The 21,542-nt window shown below is 33.5% G+C and carries 21 protein-coding genes and 1 pseudogene; all 22 read right to left on the reverse strand.

Going from position 1 to position 21,542, the window contains the following annotated elements:
• Complete coding sequence (locus tag N4T56_RS11895) at positions 1-735, reverse strand: tyrosine-protein phosphatase (protein WP_261733371.1); 735 nt, start codon at positions 733-735, stop codon at positions 1-3.
• The gene (locus N4T56_RS11900; RefSeq protein ID WP_261733372.1) at positions 732-1,625 is read right to left on the reverse strand and encodes a polysaccharide biosynthesis tyrosine autokinase; all 894 of its coding nucleotides are present in this window, start codon (positions 1,623-1,625) and stop codon (positions 732-734) included. The genes N4T56_RS11895 and N4T56_RS11900 overlap by 4 nt, the downstream gene beginning before the upstream one ends.
• Before the next feature lie 10 nt (positions 1,626-1,635).
• Entirely contained in the window at positions 1,636-2,985 is a 1,350-nt protein-coding gene (locus N4T56_RS11905) for a GumC family protein (protein ID WP_261733373.1), read from the reverse strand.
• A gap of 2 nt (positions 2,986-2,987) precedes the next feature.
• Complete coding sequence (locus N4T56_RS11910) at positions 2,988-3,524, reverse strand: polysaccharide biosynthesis/export family protein (protein ID WP_261733374.1); 537 nt, start codon at positions 3,522-3,524, stop codon at positions 2,988-2,990.
• 7 nt (positions 3,525-3,531) lie between these two features.
• Positions 3,532-4,743, reverse strand: a complete 1,212-nt coding sequence (locus N4T56_RS11915) for an outer membrane beta-barrel protein (protein WP_261733375.1) — start codon at positions 4,741-4,743, stop codon at positions 3,532-3,534.
• A 380-nt stretch (positions 4,744-5,123) separates the two neighbouring features.
• Entirely contained in the window at positions 5,124-5,387 is a 264-nt protein-coding gene (locus N4T56_RS22500; RefSeq protein WP_315903043.1) for a sugar transferase, read from the reverse strand.
• Complete coding sequence (locus tag N4T56_RS22505; protein WP_315903044.1) at positions 5,341-5,598, reverse strand: sugar transferase; 258 nt, start codon at positions 5,596-5,598, stop codon at positions 5,341-5,343. Before N4T56_RS22505 ends, N4T56_RS22500 begins: the two co-directional genes overlap by 47 nt.
• Positions 5,588-6,412: a hypothetical protein gene (locus N4T56_RS22510; RefSeq protein WP_315903045.1), complete on the reverse strand. Its 825-nt coding sequence runs from the start codon at positions 6,410-6,412 to the stop codon at positions 5,588-5,590. The genes N4T56_RS22505 and N4T56_RS22510 overlap by 11 nt, the downstream gene beginning before the upstream one ends.
• A 131-nt stretch (positions 6,413-6,543) precedes the next feature.
• Positions 6,544-7,881, reverse strand: a complete 1,338-nt coding sequence (locus tag N4T56_RS11925) for a phosphomannomutase (protein ID WP_315903046.1) — start codon at positions 7,879-7,881, stop codon at positions 6,544-6,546.
• Positions 7,882-7,969: 88 nt separating this feature from the next.
• Positions 7,970-9,397 (reverse strand): mannose-1-phosphate guanylyltransferase/mannose-6-phosphate isomerase, encoded by a 1,428-nt coding sequence (locus N4T56_RS11930; protein WP_261733376.1) that lies wholly within the window; start codon positions 9,395-9,397, stop codon positions 7,970-7,972.
• A gap of 70 nt (positions 9,398-9,467) precedes the next feature.
• Positions 9,468-10,298 (reverse strand): SGNH hydrolase domain-containing protein, encoded by an 831-nt coding sequence (locus N4T56_RS11935; protein ID WP_261733377.1) that lies wholly within the window; start codon positions 10,296-10,298, stop codon positions 9,468-9,470.
• The gene (locus N4T56_RS11940; protein WP_261733378.1) at positions 10,298-11,323 is read right to left on the reverse strand and encodes an acyltransferase family protein; all 1,026 of its coding nucleotides are present in this window, start codon (positions 11,321-11,323) and stop codon (positions 10,298-10,300) included. Before N4T56_RS11940 ends, N4T56_RS11935 begins: the two co-directional genes overlap by 1 nt.
• Before the next feature lie 3 nt (positions 11,324-11,326).
• Positions 11,327-12,064 (reverse strand): WecB/TagA/CpsF family glycosyltransferase, encoded by a 738-nt coding sequence (locus tag N4T56_RS11945; protein ID WP_261733379.1) that lies wholly within the window; start codon positions 12,062-12,064, stop codon positions 11,327-11,329.
• On the reverse strand, positions 12,065-12,859 hold the full coding sequence (locus tag N4T56_RS11950; RefSeq protein ID WP_261733380.1) for a hypothetical protein: 795 nt from the start codon (positions 12,857-12,859) through the stop codon (positions 12,065-12,067).
• Positions 12,860-13,313: 454 nt separating this feature from the next.
• A pseudogene (locus N4T56_RS22765) lies at positions 13,314-13,841 on the reverse strand (EpsG family protein); the annotation flags it as partial.
• Between the two features lie 239 nt (positions 13,842-14,080).
• A complete protein-coding gene (locus tag N4T56_RS11955) occupies positions 14,081-15,088 on the reverse strand; it encodes a glycosyltransferase family 2 protein (protein WP_261733381.1) in 1,008 nt (335 codons plus the stop codon).
• 51 nt (positions 15,089-15,139) lie between these two features.
• On the reverse strand, positions 15,140-16,279 hold the full coding sequence (locus N4T56_RS11960; protein WP_261733382.1) for an oligosaccharide flippase family protein: 1,140 nt from the start codon (positions 16,277-16,279) through the stop codon (positions 15,140-15,142).
• Positions 16,257-16,472 (reverse strand): oligosaccharide flippase family protein, encoded by a 216-nt coding sequence (locus N4T56_RS11965; RefSeq protein ID WP_261733383.1) that lies wholly within the window; start codon positions 16,470-16,472, stop codon positions 16,257-16,259. The genes N4T56_RS11960 and N4T56_RS11965 overlap by 23 nt, the downstream gene beginning before the upstream one ends.
• Positions 16,473-16,494: 22 nt before the next feature.
• Positions 16,495-17,451 (reverse strand): phosphoribosyltransferase family protein, encoded by a 957-nt coding sequence (locus N4T56_RS11970; protein WP_261733384.1) that lies wholly within the window; start codon positions 17,449-17,451, stop codon positions 16,495-16,497.
• Positions 17,452-17,511: 60 nt separating this feature from the next.
• Complete coding sequence (locus N4T56_RS11975; protein WP_261733385.1) at positions 17,512-18,453, reverse strand: glycosyltransferase family 2 protein; 942 nt, start codon at positions 18,451-18,453, stop codon at positions 17,512-17,514.
• Positions 18,454-19,057: 604 nt separating this feature from the next.
• A complete protein-coding gene (locus tag N4T56_RS11980; protein WP_315903088.1) occupies positions 19,058-20,155 on the reverse strand; it encodes an oligosaccharide flippase family protein in 1,098 nt (365 codons plus the stop codon).
• Between the two features lie 337 nt (positions 20,156-20,492).
• The gene (locus N4T56_RS11985) at positions 20,493-21,455 is read right to left on the reverse strand and encodes a hypothetical protein (RefSeq protein WP_261733386.1); all 963 of its coding nucleotides are present in this window, start codon (positions 21,453-21,455) and stop codon (positions 20,493-20,495) included.
• Positions 21,456-21,542: the final 87 nt, after the last annotated feature.

The raw sequence follows: 21,542 nt of genomic DNA on the forward strand, positions 1-21,542 counted from the left end.
TTAACTCGACTTATCAAACAGTGATTGAGAAATAGTATGAGGGGTTTCAGTCGTCAATAAATAAGCATACTCATCACTCACTAATGTCGTAATTGTATCGCGAGCTAAACTTAATTTGGGGGGACGACGTTTAAGTGAGTGGCAATCAGAAGCAACAATAGAATATAACTTTTGTTTTAAGTAATACTCGCTTAACTGTTGCGGTAATGGCCCCATATCTCCAACGATTGACGCTGCGGTAAGTTGCAACAAACAACCTGACTTTATAAATGGAGTAATTCTATCTGGGTGAGCTTGTAACTCTCTATTACGTTCAGGGTGAGCAATCATTGGTAATACATTATTAACTAACAACCAATTAATTAATTTATCTGTTCCGGGCGGAATATGGCTACTAGGTAACTCAAGTAACAGTACATCTTTATCTTCAAATCGCCCAATAAAGGGCAGCTTTTTTTGCTCAATAAATAACATTATTTCAGGTGATATTCTCACCTCAGCCGCTGCACGCACTTCAATATTATATTCAACGCGTTCTAATGCTGTTAATAGCTTTACAAATGCGTCGTCAATCGTTTGTACGTTATTATCAAAAATACCTAAATGAATATGGGGTGTCGCAACCATGCGAGACACCCCTTGTTTTTCAGCTAGACTTATTAACGTCAGGGCTTCATCAACTGACTTTGCCCCATCGTCTATGCCCGCTAAAATATGGCAATGTAAATCAATCATGTTTTAGTGCTTGCCGTATTCGATGCCGCAGGGTCTTTTATGGCATATTCAGCGCCATAAGCTTGATAATAACCATAATCTCCTTGATAACGTTGAGCCTCTTTAGTATTAAATTGATTTAGCACCACACCAAACACCTTACTTCGAGCTTGGTTTAACTTGGCCAATGTCAATTTAATTGATTCACTGCGGGTATGAGCAGCTTTAACCACTAATACTGTTGCATCACATAAAGAAGTAATAATTAATGCATCACTTACCGCATGAACTGGCGGTGTATCGATAATTATTTTAGTGTAATGTTTTTTTAATTCAGTCAATAACTCGGCAAACTGACTAGAGGCCAACAACTCTTGAGGATTAAGCGGTACAGCACCCGCTGGCATAATATCTACGTTAGGTTTAACCTCTTTAACAATACAATTTTGAACACTATCGGTTCCCGACAACACATTGGCTAAACCGGGCTGATAAGTTGGTAATCCAAACCGCATACCTAAGCTGGATTTACGCAAATCAGCATCAATGATTAATACTTTTTCCATGGTGGCATAAGCAAATGCTAAGTTCATCGTAGTAGTGGTTTTACCTTCATTGGGATTTGATGAAGTCACCTCTATGGTCGATAATTCACTTCCCATCGCCATTAACGACATGGATGTTCTTATCGTTCTCACAGCTTCCGCATGCAAAGGGAGTTTTGCATCGTAAAAAGCAAAGTTAATGTCATCATAATTGGTGCCTTTTTTGGCTTTCGGAATATAGCCTAAGGAGCGTTGTGACAATAATTGTTCGACATCATCACTGGTTTTAATCGTATCATTGAGAGCATCAAGTATTAACACCAGTACCATAGCAAAGCCCAAACTAGCAATAAAAGCTAAAATCACAATCAATTTTTTATTTGGTTTTGCTGGTATTAGTGGGACTACGGCTACTATCAGTAAAACGAGCAACGGGTGAATCAAAATCCCCTGTCACAGCAGTCTCTTTTTGCCTAGCTAAAAAACTGTCAAACAGTTGTCTATTAGTATCAACTTCTCGAAGTAATCGTTGATAGTCTGTATCCTTAGTACTTAAATTTTGATATGCCCCTTTAGCTTTTCTAAATTGCGATTCTAATGCACGTAAGTTTTGCTCTGCTGTCTGCGCTTCATCTTCAATACCTTGAACGAGTCGGCTTATTTGTTTGTGCAAGTTTTGTTGTACAGCAGATAACTCTGCCAAAGCGGCAATCATTTTAGGGTGTTTAGGCCCATAAACCTGTTGTAACTCAGACACTTTACGTTCTACTAATACTACTTCACGTTTTACGTTCTGTATGGATTGGTGTGAAGTGACCTCTGGTAAGCTCTCTAAACGGCTAATATCGGTGTCACCATAACGCTTCACTACAGCCATAAAACTTTCTGCTTGAGCCAGACGGGATCTTGCCACTGTAATTTCATCACTGAGACGCTCTAGCTCTTTAGCATCTAATGCGGTTACACCTTCAACATCAATTAAACCATTATCGAATTTAAATTTTTCTAATTTTGATTCAGAAAGGTTCAAATTTAAGCGTAAATCCTCTAATCGACCACCTAACCAAGCATTAGCTTTTTGGGTCATGCCAAGCTTAGCTTCTAATTGACTAATAATGTATGTATCGCCAACAGCATTAGCAACTTCAGCAGCCAATTTAGGGTCTGGACTCTCATAACTAATTCTTACTAATTGAGTCTTTCGAATTGGAGAAATACTAATATTTTGGGTAAAACTATCAATCATTTGATGTTTAGTTAACTCTCTGGAAATTTGACTATCTACAGTCGTTAACTCCTGAGGTATAAATTTTAATTGAGACTTAAACTCCTCAAACATGCTAGGAGGTTGATTGAATGCCGGATGGTCTATTAAATTCAAACTATTAAAAACTCGCTCAGCAATACTACGCGATTTAATAATTTCAAACTGAGTCAAATAATACTCTTGCTGCCCCGAGTTAATACCATAAACCTCATCAATTTTAATCGCCTTGGCTTGTTCAGACTCAATGAGTAACATTGAAGATGCTTTATAAATAGGTATCATGCTCAATACGATAAAAACTGCTAATGCCGTAATAAGAACTGCAAACAAGAAAATTCGCCACTTAAATCGCAATATAGGAAATAATATTTTCTTAATATCCACAAGCTGTTCTGTTTGAATTAATGAAGAGTCAACCATGTCAGTTGAATAAATAGTTTTTTGTTTATCTTGCAGCATAATTAAAAAAATCTCTGTTCAATAATAATGGTATCACCGGCTTGAATAACACTATTAATAGTCCCGCGTTCAGAATCTACTTTTGTCCCCTCACGGGAAATAGCGATTTTATCTTCAGAAGCTCTCTCCGTAAGCCCACCGGCAAGAGCTATAGCTTGATTGACAGTCATCCCAGGTTGATAAGGGTAGCCACCAGGTTTTTTTACTTCGCCATGAATATAAAAAGGACGATATTCAACCATACCAACAAATACATTCGGCTCAACAAAATAATCTCCCTTTAAGCTGCTATACACAATTTGCTCAACCTCTTTAATTGTTAAACCATTTAATTTTAATGAACCTAGAAAGGGATAGTTTATTGTACCGCTATTGGTTATTTGAGTTTCTAAGGTTAACGCATCTTCACCATAGACTTTAATGATGATGGTATCCCCCGCCCCTAAGCGATAATTTTGAACTTCAGCATTTGCTATTATTGGTTTAAAGGTCAATAACAGCAAAGAAATAACTGCACTAAATGTTACTAAATACTTCATGATTTTCCTACAAGGTCATTTCTGCTTTGATAAAGTATACATTTCTATCATAAATATACTGGCTGTCTGTTGAGTCAATTTCAAAGATATCTACACCAGTATTTAAAGTTAACCAGCGAGTAACATAATAATTAAGTCCAAATTGATAGACCTTACTTTTGTCTTCACGGTCAATACCAGTATAGTCATCATTAACTTGTTGGTATCCAATTGATGAAGTAAATAGTTCGCTCCACTCATGGTGCCATTTAACCGCATAACTCGTGCCTCTAACAAAATCGCCTTCACCATTAGGATCTCGACTCGTACGCCCAGTACTAAAATCAAATGCAGAGTACGTGAGTGGTTTCCAGGTCACTTTTGCGTCCCACGATAGACCATTAAAATCGTCACGCTCTGTATTATCAAAGCTTTTCTGCTGGTAACCCACCTTAACGCTACCTTCAGTCGATGCGGTAGCTTGCCATTCAACACCAACTCTAGCAGTGTTAGTGGTGCTGTCACGATCTCCTGTAGGGTCGGTTAGATCATATACTGTATCAACATGTTGAAAATCTAAAAAGATGCTGGTCGCTGAACGTGTATCGTAATAAAACGTCGCCCCTAGAGTTGTATCGTCTAAATTACGATATTGAGTGACTGATTCAAAATTACTATATTCTTTAGAAGAATATTTAGCATTCGCACGAATGCGAGCAGGAGTCGTTTTGGCGCCATATTCATAATACCCACCAACACTTGTTACATCAAAGGCATTAGGTTCATTTTGGTCTGCACCACTAGTTCCTTCAAAAATCCCACTACCGCGATCCTCATGACCAACGATATATGCTACATCAAAACCAAATCGTCTTGATTGGTTAACATCAACGTCTGCTTTGGCTTGTAGAAGGCCATCTAAATAATTATCATCGCTACTTGAAAAGTAATCGCCATATTCAAGTGCAGCATCGACGCTAAAGGTTGTTTGGCCATCAATTAACTCTGCTTGCAATGCTGGTGTGACTGTTATCGCCCAGCTATCAAACTTTTCACTTGAATCATTTGCACTTGTAATGTTGTCGTCATATTTTAATCCTGTGTTTAAACCTGGGGTAAAGTCAATACCAGACTCAGTACGGATGACTCCAGCTTTTTCATCTGCAGCGGATACAGGAGAAACGAGTATCACTGAACTCACTATGGTGGCTATGCAACTCACTTTAAATGGTACATTCATGACTTATATCCTTATAAATAATGGAACAAATTAACACTGACGCAATACGTCAATGGGCAAACTTAAAACGATAGAATAGACGGATAACGGTTTACAGAACGCTTTGCTTACAGGTATTAGGTATTAGGATTTTCTGTCCGTTCGTCATCCCTGAGTGCTTGTATCAGGAATCTAGGTGTTGCTTTGGATTTTTCTTGAAAGCTACAAACTGAACACCTGGATTCCGGCTCAACAGCATTACCGGAATGACGTAATAAAAAGTAAACACCTGGATTCCGGCTTTATAAGCGTTCCCGGAATGACGCACTAAAAGTCTAGGGACGAAGTCCGCTCTCAGGCGAGCTTGCGAGTTCCTAGAACCTCGCCCCTAGTACCTAAAATCAATATACGTTTTTGCCTACGAAGCCTTTAAAAAATGTCAAAAAGACAATTCTTACATCCCACCATAGAGTCCAGTTACGTATATAATCGAGGTCAAATTCAACGCGTTTTTCCATTTTATCTAAGGTGTCGGTTTCGCCGCGCCAGCCATTAATTTGCGCCCAACCAGTAATACCGGGCAACACCTTGTGGCGTAACATGTAGTAAGTGACTAATTTACGGTATTCTTCGTTGTGTGCTACGGCATGTGGTCGTGAAGTCAACCACCGACATATCGCCTTTTAACACGTTGAAAAACTGTGGTAATTCATCTAATGAAGTGCGACGAATAAATGCACCAACGTTAGTAATACGCGCATCGCCTTTACGCGCTTGGGTTACTTTATTTGCATTTTCGGTCACAGTCATAGAACGAAATTTCCACACTTTAATTTTGCGGCCATCCAGGCCATAACGATCTTGTTTAAATAACACTGTGCTCGGGTGACGACATATAAACAGCTATTGAAACAGCCAACAACACAGGTGAAATCGCAATAATAGCGCAGAGGCTAAATACAATATCAAAACTACGTTTATAAAAACGTTTCATGCCATTTACCGGCGATTCAAATACACTAATAGTGTCGACCTCGCCAACACTACCAATTCGACCATTCATTAAATTCTTAAGTAGAAAATCTGGGGTAATCAGAACATCAACTGTACTGTCACCTAATTGCTGAATAATATCGGCAATGCGTTGCTCGGCCAATAACGGCAAGCAAATATACAACTTTTGTACATCACCACTGCGCGCTAACTCAATGGCCTGATTAATATTTCCTTCTATTAACTTTGGCTCTAGATCAACAATCCTATTGGGTTCTCTGTCATCAAAAAAACCGATGCAATCAAAACCTAATTCGTCATGCTTCCAAATCTCATCATGAAGATTCATGCCCGTTTGAGTTAAGCCAATAATAGCCACTTTTTCTGTATTTAAACCCTTGCTACGGCGAACACGCTTTATTTCACGCACCATTAATCGCCAGCTAATTAAAAATATAACCGAGGTGATAAACCAACCCACCATTACTACACGTGAATAAAGCTCAGCGTATTTAAAAATAAACAACACTGTAAGCATGATCAAAAAACACAACGCTATTACAATCACCAACAAACGGCACATTAGCGAGAACTTGCCTAAACGCCATGAGCGATACACCCCAACAGACTCACCAAGGTAACTAAACAATAACAACACACCAGACAATACTAATAAGTAATCTTTGTCAAACGACACATTGTAGCCATGCATCATAAATAACAACGCGGACACAATAAGCGAAATATCAATAATGCGAATAAAAAGCTCGATGAAGAACCAATAAATTGAAACTTGGATGGTCTGTCCATTTGACTCACCTAAAATAACTAAGTTAACGATAAGGATGCCAACTTTGGCAAAACTTGACTAACTAAAGATTGTGCTTTTTTTAAAGAATCACTTTCTGCATAACACCTAAACTCTGGCGCGTTACCTGACGGCCTTAAATGCACTACATCGCCCGTAGTTAAATTAAATCGTAACCCATCTACTGAACACAGCTTACTCAAGCTATTTTCTCCTAGGCCAAGCTGGGCTAATAGTTTGCCTGGAAAGGCATGGCCAAATTCAATGATTTTTTTGCTCTTTTCAACTGCAAACTCTGTTAACCTGTCACTGTGAGTAAACCGTGTTGGTAAATTGGCTGACAAAGCTGAAATTGTTTGATCTTTTGCAGCAAATAAAACCATTAATATTGGTAATAAAGCGTCTCTGGTGGGTAATGCTTTAAGCGGCTGCTGGTTAACCTGTATATCACTACCCAATAAAAAACCGCCATTTGCTTCAAAACCTGCAAATGTGGGGTAATTGCCCTGTAATGCAGAAAAGCCAGCTATAACATATGGCGACCCAATTTTTGTGCGCATAACAAATTCAAATGACCTTGTTAACTCAACGGCGGTATTACAACTTACCGGAATAGCCAACGCATCGATGTTTAACTCTTGCGCGCATAACAAACACAATAAGTCACCGCGTAACCATTGTCCTTGCTCGTCGGCTAACATAGGTCTGTCACCATCGCCGTCGGTAGAAAACAGCGCATCTAACTGATATTGGCTTGTCCAATCTAAGGCATGTTGATGGTCTGCCTCACTCACGGCTTCGGTATCAATTGGCACAAATGTATCACTGCGCCCAATTAACACTACCTCGGCACCTAGCTTTTCAAATAATATAGGATAAATGTCACGTCCAGCACTTGAATGCTGGTAAAAACCGATACGCTTACCAGCTAAAAACCGGCTGTCAAATAAATCAAGGTAACGTGATATATAAGCATTTGTCGCCTCTAATGAGATTTGCAGCTCAACCAGATTGGAAATAGGTTCGAAAGTAAACTGACCATTAATAATCGACGACTCATCTGCTTTAGTAATTTCACCATCTGGACGATAAAATTTAAGTCCATTGCGGTCAAATGGAATATGGCTTCCAGTCACCATAATAGATGGAATAGATAGCGCCATCGCCTGGTTTGCTAATGCTGGTGTAGGCAGCACACCATAAAAAATAACCCTTAAACCAAGTTGTTGAGCAGCACTGGCACAAGCTTGTGCCATAACATCACTGCTTGGGCGGTTATCAATTGCAATTGCCACCGCATTAAAACTAAAGGCAAAACGCATAGTTTGAATAAACGCTACAGTAAACGCTGCGCACACATCTGGGTTAAAGTATTCAACTAGGCCCTAGCACCACTCGTACCAAAGGTAATGTGACTGTGCTCAATCACTTTATGGCTTACCAACATTACTTAGCCTCCGTTGGCGCAACTCGACCATAACGATCTTCAAAACGCACAATATCGTCTTCACCTAAGTACGAACCAGACTGAACCTCAATCAATTCTAATGGCACTTTACCTGGGTTTTCTAGCGCATGTACTACACCCACAGGAATATAAGTAGATTGGTTTTCGGTTAATAAAATGTCTTTATCACCATTGGTGACTTTGGCGGTACCCGAAACCACAATCCAATGCTCGGCGCGGTGATGATGCATTTGCACAGACAGCTTTGCACCAGGCTTTACGGTAATACGCTTAACCTGAAAGCGACCACCATTATCAATTGAATCGTACTTACCCCACGGGCGATATACTTCGCGGTGATGCTGCCACTCACTACGTTTCTCAGCTTTAAGTTGCTCAACTACTTGTTTAACCTGCTGCACCTCAGACTGTTTAGCCACTAAAATAGCGTCTTTAGTCTCAACCACCACAACATCATCCAGGCCAATAGTAGTCACTAATTTTTCGCTGGCATTGACATAGGTATTATGAGAGTTAATACCAATCACATCGCCCTTAAACACATTGCCATGCTCGTCTTTGTCGTCTATTTCCCACAAAGCTGACCAACTGCCAACATCACTCCAACCACAATCCATAGGCACTACCACGCCGTGTTGGGTTTTTTCCATTACGGCGTAGTCAATCGAATCGTCTGGGCAAGACTCAAAAGCCGCTTTGCTAATGCGAACAAAATCAACATCGTGGGTTACTTCTAACATAGACGCTTCGCACGCTGCAAAAATGGCAGGGCTGTGTAATTTAAGCTCGTTTAAATAGGTACTGGCTTTAAACATAAACATGCCGCTGTTCCAATAATATTGCCCTGTCGCAATATAATCTTGTGCAGTAGCAAGGTTTGGCTTTTCAACAAACTGAGTAATTGCAAAGCCTAACTCGTTGGCTAACAAATCGCCTCGCTGAATATAGCCATAACCGGTTTCAGGTACGGTTGGCACTATGCCAAACGTGACTAACTGATCTAGGTCAGCAAGTGGCATGGCCTTTATTACTGCATCACAAAAAGCCGCTTCGTTTTTAATCACATGGTCTGCAGCTAATACCAACATAACTGGGTCATCGCCATTACGTATAGCCATCATGGCAGCTAACGCAATTGCTGGGGCGGTATTACGGCCGACAGGTTCTAACACAATCCCACTATTGGCAATACCATTTAATCTAAATTGCTCGGCAACCGAGAATCGATGTTCTTCATTACAAATGACTAACGCAGGCGAATGGGCAATACCCGCTAGGCGCTTAGCCGTGGTTTGCAACATTGAATGCTCACCTAACAAGGTTAAAAACTGCTTAGGAAACTGCTGCCGAGACAAAGGCCATAATCGCGAGCCGGAACCACCCGCCATAATTACTGGTAAAATCATATTAAACCTTAATTAATGAATAAATCATGATAAGTAATGAATTTAGTGAAGCTTTTCGCACCAGATTGGGTTAAATGGCCGCATCTTTATACAAAGGAAAACCAACGTTTTCTGTTTCGCAAAAGCCGTCAATACAAATGAAATCATTCAAATTAATAAACTTATATTTTAAAGTAGATGATAATTGACTATTTAATGAAACAAACCATTTATCATAATTAGGCTCTTTAATCTGACAAGTTCTATCATCTTTCAGAAGTATTTTTTTTATAGGGCAGTTATAACCAACATCACCAGTTCCAGCGACATCATTAAAAACAACAACATTAACATTTAAAGATAAAAGTTGTTTTAATGTCTGTTCAAACTTTAGTGTAAACTCAGAAATATCTACAACCTCTAGCTTACCATTAATTAATGTATGGACTGTACTTGATCTTGGCCAACGAGCCGACAATACAATTAAGTCAGGTTTAAACTCGCTAACAATATCAAGAGTCTTACTATTTTTAATAAAACAAGCAGTAGCATGCTCTTTACTTGATGAAATAGAATAGGGAAAATCTAAAATTGGATTACAAGCACCTTGAGTAAACTCTGCAATTCTAGGCTGCAAGGCTTGTTCATCTTTCAAATTTAAAAGAAATTCATTTAAGTGATTTGCATGAGAATCACCAAGAAGAAGTATTTTTGAGCCATTACCACCATAAGTGCATCTTTCTAGAAGACCTCGAGTCGCATCTCTGTCAGCTGCTAAGCAATTCCTTTCATTAGTTCCTTCATAGATGGAATTAAATATTAAATTTTCTTTATCAGTAAACCTATTAGAAAACCCATCACTAAACAACCCACAAGTAACTATAGTAACTAAAGAAAAAAACACTAATAAAAAAAATTTCATTACGATTTCCTTTTCATTAAACTAAGCTCAACATATTTATAAGTAAAGTGAGAAAGAATTAAAGTAAAAAGCACACCTACTACCTTATGAATCAAAAGTGTGTTTTCTGTGTAGTTTAAAAAAACAACAATAGGCCAATGCCATAAATAAAGTGAATACGAACATTTCCCTAAGTAAACAAATAACTTATTTTTTAAAAACTGATTAAACATTGATGATTCTGAAAAAATTATCAACATTGTACCAAGGACAGGAACGAGAGAATGAAATCCAGGAAACCGAGTATAAGATCCAAAGTACAATGCAGAATAAAAAATTAAAACTAAGCCCGTTAAAGATAAAACAGATTGTATAGGCACTGGCAATACATTGCTCTTCCTCCAAATACAAAATAATGCTAACCAACAACCCGCTAATAACTCATATGCTCTAGAAACAATTAAGTAATAACCTGACTTTTGATAATAAATGGAGATATACTCAGACAACAAAACTAACGCTACACACATAAAAAAAAGTACTAGTACAGATCGTGATATTTTTTCAAACAAATTAAGCTTATTAAAAAATAGTAAGAAAAAAGGAAATAAAATATAAAACTGCCATTCAACTGCAAGCGACCAAGTATGAAGTAAAGGCGCCTCTTTAACATTCAAACTAAAATAATTACCGTATTCCAAAAAAGCATAAACATTGGACATGAAAAAAAAGTTTGAAATTGTATGGTTAAATAAATTAATCAAATCAGGTGGGGTCATAACAAAGCAAAAAATAACATTAGTCATTAGCAGCACAAAAAAAAGTGCTGGAAATAATCGATAAACACGTTGCTTAAAAAAAGTTTTTGTAGAAAAACTATTATTCATTAACTTATTATAATAACTATGCGTTATTACAAAGCCAGAAATAACAAAAAAAACATCGACACCAACATAACCGCCATTGAAGGAAAAACCAAAATGGTGGAGTAAAACTAAAAAAACGGCTATTGTTCTTAAGCCATCGATGTCAAACCTATAGTTCATAAATCAATCTCTATTTATTATATACTTTAAAAATATCGGCACGATTTTAACTCCATCTACAATATAGCGCTTAAATAATCTTTTCGGCGATTGGATAAATCTAAACAACCATTCAAGAGATAACTTTTGAATAATTTGGGGGGCACGTTTTTCTTCGCCGCTTAAAAACAAAAAAGATGCACCAACACATAATGCCACTCCAGTAGCTCCTGCATCTTTAATTTTCATAGACAAAATTTCTTGCCTCGGAGAGCCAACACAGATAAAAATTATTTTGGAAGGATTGTCTAGAATAAAATTTACGCATTTTCCTACCTCTGCTTCATTATCAATAAACCCCATCGGCGGATTATAATGATGTAGAGAAGTTAGGTTATACTTGTCAACTACGAATTTAATCGTTTCATTGGAACCGCCGATAACAGCTATTGGAAAACCATTACAAGGTAAATTTTCAATTAGCTTCTTTGTTAAATCACTGCCTGGAATTACACTACCTATGTCTATGCGAGCAATTTTAGATAATAGATTTAAAATCCTACTATCATTAACCGTAATGTCTGCTTGTTGGTATATTTTTTTAAACTCAATATTAGAATTAAATCTTACTACATGATCCACATTAGGTGTCACTACGGTGATATAACTACCCTTAAAATCTAGAATGAAAGAAATCAGACTATCAATAGTGAACCTATTGAAGAAAACACCTAAGAAACCAACGCTATTTGAAAAAATCATTCACACATTCCTAACAAAAAAATCTGATATTTTAATTTTATTGGATAATAAAAAAGCCAATCCAACTAAAAACTTTCGTAATGTAATCAACAATAATGGTATTGAACTGAAACAATGATTTTTTAAGACACCAAAAGACCCCTTAAAATAGCGATATCTAAACTCTGCTATTGGATCTCTATGTCCTATTAAGTCACTATTGTGAAATATAACACGTCGAGATAAAAGCATTGCCCTGATAGCAAAATCAGTATCTTCACCACCGTTATTAATGCTACCAACTCCAAAACGCTCATCAAACACTTTGAGTTTCCCAACAATTTCACTTTTATAAATAGTTGTGTTTGAAGAAGCATTTTTAACTAATTTATAAGTTGTATGTTTTTCGTTTGATCTAAAGTCATTGATTGGTTGAGAAGAAAATTTAGTATAAAAAAGGTCTACACTTTCAGTTTTAACTAATGATTCGACCAAACCCCAAAGTTCAGAAGGGTACCAACAATCATCATCTGGAAACGAAATGTAATCATAATCATCTAAAAGATCCAAATATTGATTAATTAAAAAGTTTCTGGCTTTCGATAATGACATAACCTCTGGAACATAAAAATAATTAGCTGAATAATTTTTTGTTTTATTCATCTCTAATTTTTGTTCAAGAGAATAATTCTGGAATAAGACTCCATGTTCAAAAAAAACATTTTTATTTTGTAAAGACAAACTGTTAGTTAATCTTAAAAAATCAGAATAATTAACATCATTATACAAGCATGTCGTTAATAGCAATACTCTCATAAATTAGTACCTAAATAAAACAAAGGTGAATCAAAAATAAAATCAACAAAACTTCCTGAGTAATAATAAGTTGTGTAAGTAAGCTTCAAATTAAAGTATAAGAAAGATAAAATAAAACTTACCATAAAAATAAAAAACTGAGATGACTTATATCTAGACATTTTACTTGATATAAATACAACTAATATAAAATAGACTAACCATTTAAAAGAATCATAAAAAGTTAAAAACCTAAGAGGTAGAAAAGAACTTAAATGTGAAAATAAAATAGCAATAAAAAAAATGAATATGAAACGACATAGATTCCTATATCTTGAATCAAAGAAAAAAACAACTATTACACTAAGACAAAAAAGAGTGAAGTCAATAAGTTTTAAACCTAATCCTCTTGATGGATCCTCTAAGTTTTCATAATCACCACTTAGCTTGAAATAGGCCAACATATATATTGAAGTTAAAGCAATAGAAAAAAAACAACAAACTTATAACTAATCAACTTTATATTATATAAACAAAAAATAAAAATCAAAGCAACAATTAAGGCCGTTGAATTGTGAGTAAATACAGACACTGAGCAAAAAAACAAGCATAACTTAGCATTCTTCAAATACATGAAATAAAATGAAATAATAACAAAAGAGCTAGCAATTTGCTGCCTAATCATATTGTACGCATTACCAAAATCATAGAAAAACAACATTTGGAACAAAATTAATGACAAGCAGATCAAAACAGAAACACGTTCAATCCGACAAATATTAACAATCACAAAAGTTGGAATCAAATAAATTAAGCAATGTACCCAAAAAATATAGAAAGGATAATATCCACCTGTCAACTTACTCGATAAGTAAACGATAAAATGATAAATTGGTTCTGTTGTTTTTAATGAAACGCTTGCTAAATTATCATCATCAAAAGCGTTAAAAAAACCTAACTCATAACCTGAAAAATTTTTATAATATGAATAGTACCATAGAAGATCATTTCCTCTGTAAAAAAATCCTTATTGAAATTAATTATAATAAAAAAACATCAAGGCAATCGGTACTGCTTTTATGAACTTATATTCATTTGTGTAAACAACTAGAGCAATAAAACAAATAAACGAAAAAAAAGGCGCTGCAAATGAGAATAAAAAAACAAAAAAATAAAACAAATACAAATTAGAATCGGAGTTATTTTCTTCATAAAAACTACGACGTACACTACCTAAATTAATCACTTATTCTTACCTTTCAGCATATAAGCAGATCTTTTTATAATAAAAGGTAGCCCATTAATAGTTTTTAAGGCATATAACAATGAAGTATAATTAATATAAATTTTACTTTTACTATTACTATTACTATTGTCATAAGACATCAAAAACCGTTTCGTTCCTAAAAAACATTTTTTAAATCCATTAAATCTTGGCAGCATGATAAAATAAAAGCATAAGTATCGCTTTCGATTAACAATAATTTTTTTTAATTCATTATATTTATTAACATTCAAATCAATTTTCTCTAATAAATCGAACTCATATTTAAATCTCATCTTCACCGTTTGGTACGAGCATGGATTATTGGAAATTCTAAACTCATCATGATCAACGTGAACAAAAGTTGCATTTTCGTAAAAACAAACTTTTACATTATTCAAATGTATCTTTAACATCAAAACATGATCCTGATATTTCTTGCAGTTATCAAAGCCGCCTATTCTTTTTAATAAATCTTTTTTTGCCATAATCATAGGAGTATAACAATTACCATCCTCCAATAAAGATATAGGGGTTAACCCCCTAAAAAAACAAAAAGGCAACTGATACTCTTTACCATTAAATCTCGATAACATATCGCTACAACAAATTTCAGAATCAACCTGCTGACCAAAGAACTCAAGTTTTTGTAATGTTTCTTCGACTAAAAGGATATCGTCATCATCGAGAAAAGTAACAACTGAAGTACTTGCTAATTCGATACCTTTATTGCGAGCAATACAAGCACCAGAATTAACATCTAAAGCATAATAAACCAGATTGGTTGTATACTTTGGAGAAAGTGAGTCAATTAATTTTTTTGTCGCCTGCTGATTAGGAGAATTGAGGCCATTGTCATCAATTACAATAATGAAAATTTTAGGGTGTAAACAAGAGTGTATCGAGTTTAAAATTTTTTCCGTTCGTCCATATGTGGGTATAACAACAGTTAAACCTTCTGATAACGTATTATCATCTATAAACATGTTAATCCTTAAATATGTTTAATTTAAATTATTACTAAACCAAGATATTAATTATAACTCTAATGAAAAATACACAATCAAAAACAAAACAATAACTCCAACTAATGTGACCCAAACATTCTTTAATGTGTTAATAATCCCCGAAGGTAGTAAATAATGTCCCATCACAGAGTAACATTGCACAAAATTTATATAAGAACTGATCACGATTGCCCAACTTAATAACTCTAAATCATGTGTATATACACCGATAACTATACCCGTGACAGTCGTAAAAAATGCAAACAAACCACATTTAAGTAATAAATCAGCTCGACCAGCTGCTTGGTAAAAACCACCGCTTGTACTCATCACAATTTGTATTGGAATTGATACTGATAATATTTTTAGCAATTGGGAAACATCACTCCATTGCTCACCTAATAAAATTAATACAATATATTCGGATAAAAAAAATATACTAGTCCCTACAGCTAAACCTAAAATTGAAATAAAATTTATAAATTTACTATGAAGGAGTTCAAATTCATGCAAATCATTTTTTAATTCTTTCATTACAGGTTGTATTGCAGGAGACATAGCAAATGTTAAGAGTAATAATGGATAACGCATTATTTGATATGCTTTATCATAAACCCCTAAACTTATTGTGCCTAAATATTTACCAACTAATATATTATCCAAATTTCTTGAAAAGTAATTTAAAAAGTTAAATCCAGCTTGAAGCTTTGAAAAATGCAAAATGCCCTTAACCAAGGACAACTCTGTTCCCAAATGAGGCATTCCGATAACAGTTTTTTTAGCTCCAATCAAAATTAAAAAATAGCGTACAAAAGATACCGTTAATGGCTTAAGTGACAAAGTCCAAATTGGCTCAATAAAATTAATTGAAATCAATATAACAAGGATAGAAGTGATTTCGGCTATAGCTTCGCATCGAGCAATTGATAAAAATTTTTTATCTCGATTAAAAGCAGACATAGGTACAATTGTAGCAGTATTAAACATAATACCTATAGCAACAGGAATAACAAGAAACTGATAAATATCATTATTGTAAAACCAAGAGATTAATGGTGATAATGCTAAAAACAAAGTCGAAATAATAATGCCAAATAACCAAGTAAAACTGTAAATTCCGTCACGCATTTTTTTAGATATGTTAGTCTCATTTACTAATGCTGTACTCAAATCCCATTTCGCTAACTAAAGCAAAAAAAACAGAAAAAACTTGAATAACAGCAAAAACTCCAAACGTTTCTGGTGTAAAAATTCGAGCCAATAACATCATAGAAATTAACTGTACAGCATAAACAATATACCTCCCAGACATACTATGAAATACTGATTGTAAAAGTTGTTTATCTAACTTTAAATTTGCCATCAAACGCTCTTTGTTATAATCATTATTTAAACGTATAATATAATTTTTTAAAGAAGTCGATTTTTGAAAGTTTATTTCTTAACTTTGATAAAAAATATTTTTTGTTTTTAAATCTTTTTAGTCCACCAGGTCTAACCATGATATTTTCATCTACACAAAATACAAACTTATTGGAATAATTTGCAATTTCAATTGCTTGATTTATGTCACTTTCGACAAAAAGATCACTTTTACAATTTTTATAAAATTTAGATTTATGAGCAAAATAATCTGATTGATTCATCCTTTCCGCCTTACTTGGCAAATCCAACATAATGAGTTTATTATATTTAACTCCATATTTAATAAGCCAATTTTCAGTTTCTTTTCTGTACTTTTCTAATCGATTCGTCACTAGATAGTCAATTTGTACGGTTGGAATATATCTAGGTTTAGCGTTTTTTATAAAATCAATGTATTTTTCTCCATCATCATTTTGATCTCGAGTGGGGTCAAAACAAAGTACTCCATCTATATCAAAACAAGAATTCGAAACAACGGGATGGTGATAGATGTTCCACTCAAATACACGAGGAGGCTCTACTTGAACAAAAATAATATCTACATTTTCATGGTATTGCTTACTTGAATATACCACTGCTGTGGTTATATTTTTTAGCAATGACGAGGGTATTTTTTCTAACGAGTTTTTAATGGATCTACCAAACATAATACTATCATCAATCAATAATATTTTTTTTGCATCATGAGCATAAATTATATTAGATTGAACATTTCGAGTAATGCCTTTGGATAACTTTTCGTTACGAATGAAAGCAGGTAAGTCGATACAATGAACATTAAGTAATAATGATACCATGTATGAAGGAACCATACCGCTACGAGGTATACCAACAATTAAATCGAAATTTTGATAGTTTAGCTTGTGTACATTAGCACTAATATCTCTACTTAAGTCATTATAAGATTTATATATCACAACCTTTCTCCATAATCACAATGACGTGTGAAAAAACTTTTTATAACAAATAAATTTAAATCACTCTTGATATTTCTTGTTTTTTATTGAAGGTTTTTTATTTAACAGACGATGGTATAACTTTCTCGGGTTTGTAAGATATTCTGAGTAACTCTCAGGAAACAATCTAACATAACCTTTATTATAACTATTCATTATTAGCTTAAACTCCAACAATGATAATTTAAACCTTGATTTCTTAACTAAAGAATAAATGGAATCTTTTTCTACATTAATGTTGTTATCATGAATATACTTAGATTCGACTAGTGAAACTTTCAATCTAGAACTTAATATGTGCCTTGAGAAATTAACAGTTAAAGTTCCAACGCCTCTTGTAACACAATAGAATGTTTCATTCGAAGCTAAAACCCTTGCTTTACTTGCAGAAAGTAAAGAGAACATGACATCATTTGATGCTATAACTTGATCAAACTTAAACTTGTTTTTTATAATATACTCTCGCAAATAAACTTTGCTCCAAGGCACATAAAATTTATAACGAATATTCTGATTTTTTCCCATCAAATAATCATCAATAAGTTTAGAGTATGGTATATGTCTATCAGATTTTTCTCCGCTAATTAAACATTTACTTGTGGGTTTAAAATAATATATATCAAAATCATCTCTATTTATTTTAGAATCAATAATATCAAATGCATTATTGACAAAATAATCATCAGAATCGCAAAACAAAAGGTACTTACCAGTTGCGTTTTTTAAACCTATATTTCTTGCCGAACCAGCACCTTTAACTCCTGAGTCATTTAAATATAAACTCATTGAGAGTTTATTATAGCCAAGCATAAGATTTTTTAACTGATTTAAAATCCTATACTCACTACTATCATCAACTATAATTATTTCTATATCACTTCTTTGTGGTATTGATGAAATTAAATTTAATAGACCTTGAAAGTTATTATAATGTGGAACAACAATTGTATACCGAAAACACATAAGAAAGTCACCTTCAATACAATTTAATTAAAAATATTGTTCATATCACTTAATACTATACGGTTTGAACAATCACTTAGAATTTCATTTATAATTATACTAGGCCAATACATTTAGCATAAAATTTTTCATTACATTCAGAGGTAAAGCTGAAGTTACTTTTAAATTTTATAAAATTGACTTTAAACATCAAATAATCAACTCCAAGCGTTGCTGCATAGTAAAAACGCCACTAACAATTATAGATTTATCATTATGAGTTAAAATAATGAACTAAGTATTACTCATCATTTTCGAAGAATTATCTTATTATCAAAATATAAACCATCATAAAAAAGTTTACTTCCAGTATAGACTCTACTTTATGATTTACAGCCCCTCTTCACATGATAAATATTAACTGAATGACAAGACAAGTAATAAATAGCATATATCTTTGGCTATAATTTAAATTTAACAAATCATGGTCAAACTATCTTATAACATACACCTTCCCAACAACAGTGTTTAATCCACTGAAAACCCTATAACCATTACTATCAATTAAAAACATTCTAAAACACTGTTTAAAGCTAAATAATTATAGTGTATTTAATACTACTATTTAATCTCTCAACTTCTTCAACTCTAAATTCATACGATATAACCAAAATATAAATAAGCAAGAAAACAATATAATTGAAATAAATAAAACTAACAAGCCAGATTCGACGTGCATTAAAACTAAATAAGATATAAATATAAAAAACAAATAACGATATATCAGTTTAAATAAAGTCTCTACCTTAGATATATCAAATAACTTATACCTAATTTGCACACATGCATAGGAGCAGGTTACTATTAACAGAAAAGATATTACAAACACAACATCCATCATTTTATCGAAATAGAAAAATGATATAAAAAGTATAGGTATAAAAATACAAAAATTAACTAAAGAAACTCTAAATTGCAAATTAGATTTATCTGCGCTGTTCCAGAAACCACCATTAAAAGAGGTAACTATCTGTATAGGTAATGATATAGACAAAATTGATATTACAGGAGCCACATCAATCCAAGTTTCACCGAGTATAATTCTTACGATTATTTCAGCATTCAATTGAATAAATACTGATGTTATAAAACCGACATATATTAAATTGTCGAATATTATATTATAACATTTATTTGCAAAACCTACATCAAATCCATTAAGTGCTAGTGAAGGTTGGATAGCAGGACTAACTGCACTTGTCAGTAATTGTATAGGATATTTCATTAATGAGTATGACTTTTCATATATCCCTAATGTAAATGCATCGAAAAACCTTACCATTAATAGATTGTCTAAATTTCTAGATAAATAATTTAAACAGTTAAACCCAAAACTATTTTTCATAAAGTCGATAATACTATAGACTCCTGAGAAATCTTTTGATATTGAGTAAGAAACACCGCTGATTTTATAACAATAAATGTAAAAAAATATAAATGTGAAAAATGGTATGGTTAGAAATTTCAAAGAAAGTAATAAAGCACTATCTGTAGTGTAAGATATATATATTACCCCAAGCGTTATCAACTCCGAAATTATTAATGAAATAGAAATAAAATAATACTTTGAGCTTAGATATAACAATGATTTAGGTACAGAAAGAATTATATTAAAAAAAACACCAACAGACATAAAGTAAATAATCCCAACATCATAATTTATGCCTAAAAATGATAAAAAAACTCACAGACAAAATAACTAATTACTGTTGACACAAAAGCAACTAGAATTGAAAAAGTAAACACTCCATTAATCTGTTCAGTTGATAAGGTATTTCTAGTGATAAGACTAGTTGTAATCGTTCCTTCAGATACAGTAATAAAAAAAATATTAACAGCTAGTAACAATGCAATTACGCCTTGAGTTTCTGGTGAAAAAATCTTGCGTAAAAAATTAACGATACTACTTGAAAAACATAAGATAGATATTTTGAACCTAAACTTTTAATTAAATTACTTTTTAAACTTACAGCTTTATCACTCATATACGCTCAACTATTTCAACAATTAAAACATCTAATAGCTTCATACATTCTTGCGAATGAAAGATTTTTATCATATGTTTTTTTGAAATCTATTTTAAGTTCGTTAAACACCATGCTTTCTAATTGTTTTTTATTGAAATAGTCTTTTTTATCTTTTAAAAAATATGCACATTCAAAACCTGATGGATTATACGAATACCCAAACCTTGACAACTCTACTTCTTTAAGAAATGTCTCATTCGTTACAACTGTAACGATTTTTTTATATTTAACACTTCTAAAAAAACTACTATTTGGGAACTTTTGTCTTATATATGCAAGTGGTACACAATTAAAAGCATGATATCCCACTGAGTGACTTCTTTTATTTGATTTCTCTCGAACCAGAAAACGTTCCATTTGCTTTAAATGATTTTTAACTTTACTTTTTAGGTTTGCATTTACGTTATAACTAACAGAATCATGGTAAATAACCCCATCAGAGTATATTTCAACATTTGGAAGTGTTTTATCTATGAATTTTAATGATAACTCTGCTGGTTTCGAGTCTTGACCGAACAAAAGACCAACATATGCAAACCATAATTGTTGATTAAATGTACCATGGGGCATAGATGAACTTGAACCATCAACATTTAATAAATGCCAAGCAGAATATTTTTCATTCCAAATATGTTGATTAAATACTTCTAATGCTAAATCGTAACAATCACTTCTATTTAAAGCTTTGGAAGCATAAAGTAATGATTCGATAACCCAGGCTTGACCAACAAGTCCATTAGCAAAGTCTTTTTCAGGATTTTTTCGGTTAAAAAAAGCACCTGACATAGGCCTAGCTTCTTTTGACAAAAGAAAATCAATCGCTCTATCTGCTTTACATCTATATTCTTCGCGACCATTTATAGTTAAAAAGCATAATGAGATCAGAGAATGCGATGTGGTTCGTATACTTGTTTCTTCATCATCATGTGGATCCATTTCTCCCAGATGGAAAAGTTCCGTCTTCATTTTGTATAAAATTATTTTTGAATAAGTTGTCTAGTATTGTAATTAATTTTTCTTTGT

It is taken from the genome of Shewanella phaeophyticola (assembly GCF_025398315.1).
GTDB classification, from domain to species: Bacteria; Pseudomonadota; Gammaproteobacteria; order Enterobacterales; family Shewanellaceae; genus Shewanella; species Shewanella phaeophyticola.

Excerpts from the sequence above, each read along its gene's own strand:
- N4T56_RS11895 (WP_261733371.1), bottom strand. The coding sequence starts at position 735 with ATGATTGATTTACATTGCCATATTTTAGCGGGCATAGACGATGGGGCA.
- N4T56_RS11905 (WP_261733373.1), bottom strand. The coding sequence starts at position 2,985 with ATGCTGCAAGATAAACAAAAAACTATTTATTCAACTGACATGGTTGAC.
- N4T56_RS11910 (WP_261733374.1), bottom strand. The coding sequence starts at position 3,524 with ATGAAGTATTTAGTAACATTTAGTGCAGTTATTTCTTTGCTGTTATTG.
- N4T56_RS11915 (WP_261733375.1), bottom strand. The coding sequence starts at position 4,743 with ATGAATGTACCATTTAAAGTGAGTTGCATAGCCACCATAGTGAGTTCA.
- N4T56_RS11930 (WP_261733376.1), bottom strand. The coding sequence starts at position 9,397 with ATGATTTTACCAGTAATTATGGCGGGTGGTTCCGGCTCGCGATTATGG.
- N4T56_RS11935 (WP_261733377.1), bottom strand. The coding sequence starts at position 10,298 with ATGAAATTTTTTTTATTAGTGTTTTTTTCTTTAGTTACTATAGTTACT.
- N4T56_RS11940 (WP_261733378.1), bottom strand. The coding sequence starts at position 11,323 with ATGAACTATAGGTTTGACATCGATGGCTTAAGAACAATAGCCGTTTTT.
- N4T56_RS11945 (WP_261733379.1), bottom strand. The coding sequence starts at position 12,064 with ATGATTTTTTCAAATAGCGTTGGTTTCTTAGGTGTTTTCTTCAATAGG.
- N4T56_RS11950 (WP_261733380.1), bottom strand. The coding sequence starts at position 12,859 with ATGAGAGTATTGCTATTAACGACATGCTTGTATAATGATGTTAATTAT.
- N4T56_RS11955 (WP_261733381.1), bottom strand. The coding sequence starts at position 15,088 with ATGTTTATAGATGATAATACGTTATCAGAAGGTTTAACTGTTGTTATA.
- N4T56_RS11965 (WP_261733383.1), bottom strand. The coding sequence starts at position 16,472 with ATGGCAAATTTAAAGTTAGATAAACAACTTTTACAATCAGTATTTCAT.
- N4T56_RS11975 (WP_261733385.1), bottom strand. The coding sequence starts at position 18,453 with ATGTGTTTTCGGTATACAATTGTTGTTCCACATTATAATAACTTTCAA.
- N4T56_RS11985 (WP_261733386.1), bottom strand. The coding sequence starts at position 21,455 with ATGGATCCACATGATGATGAAGAAACAAGTATACGAACCACATCGCAT.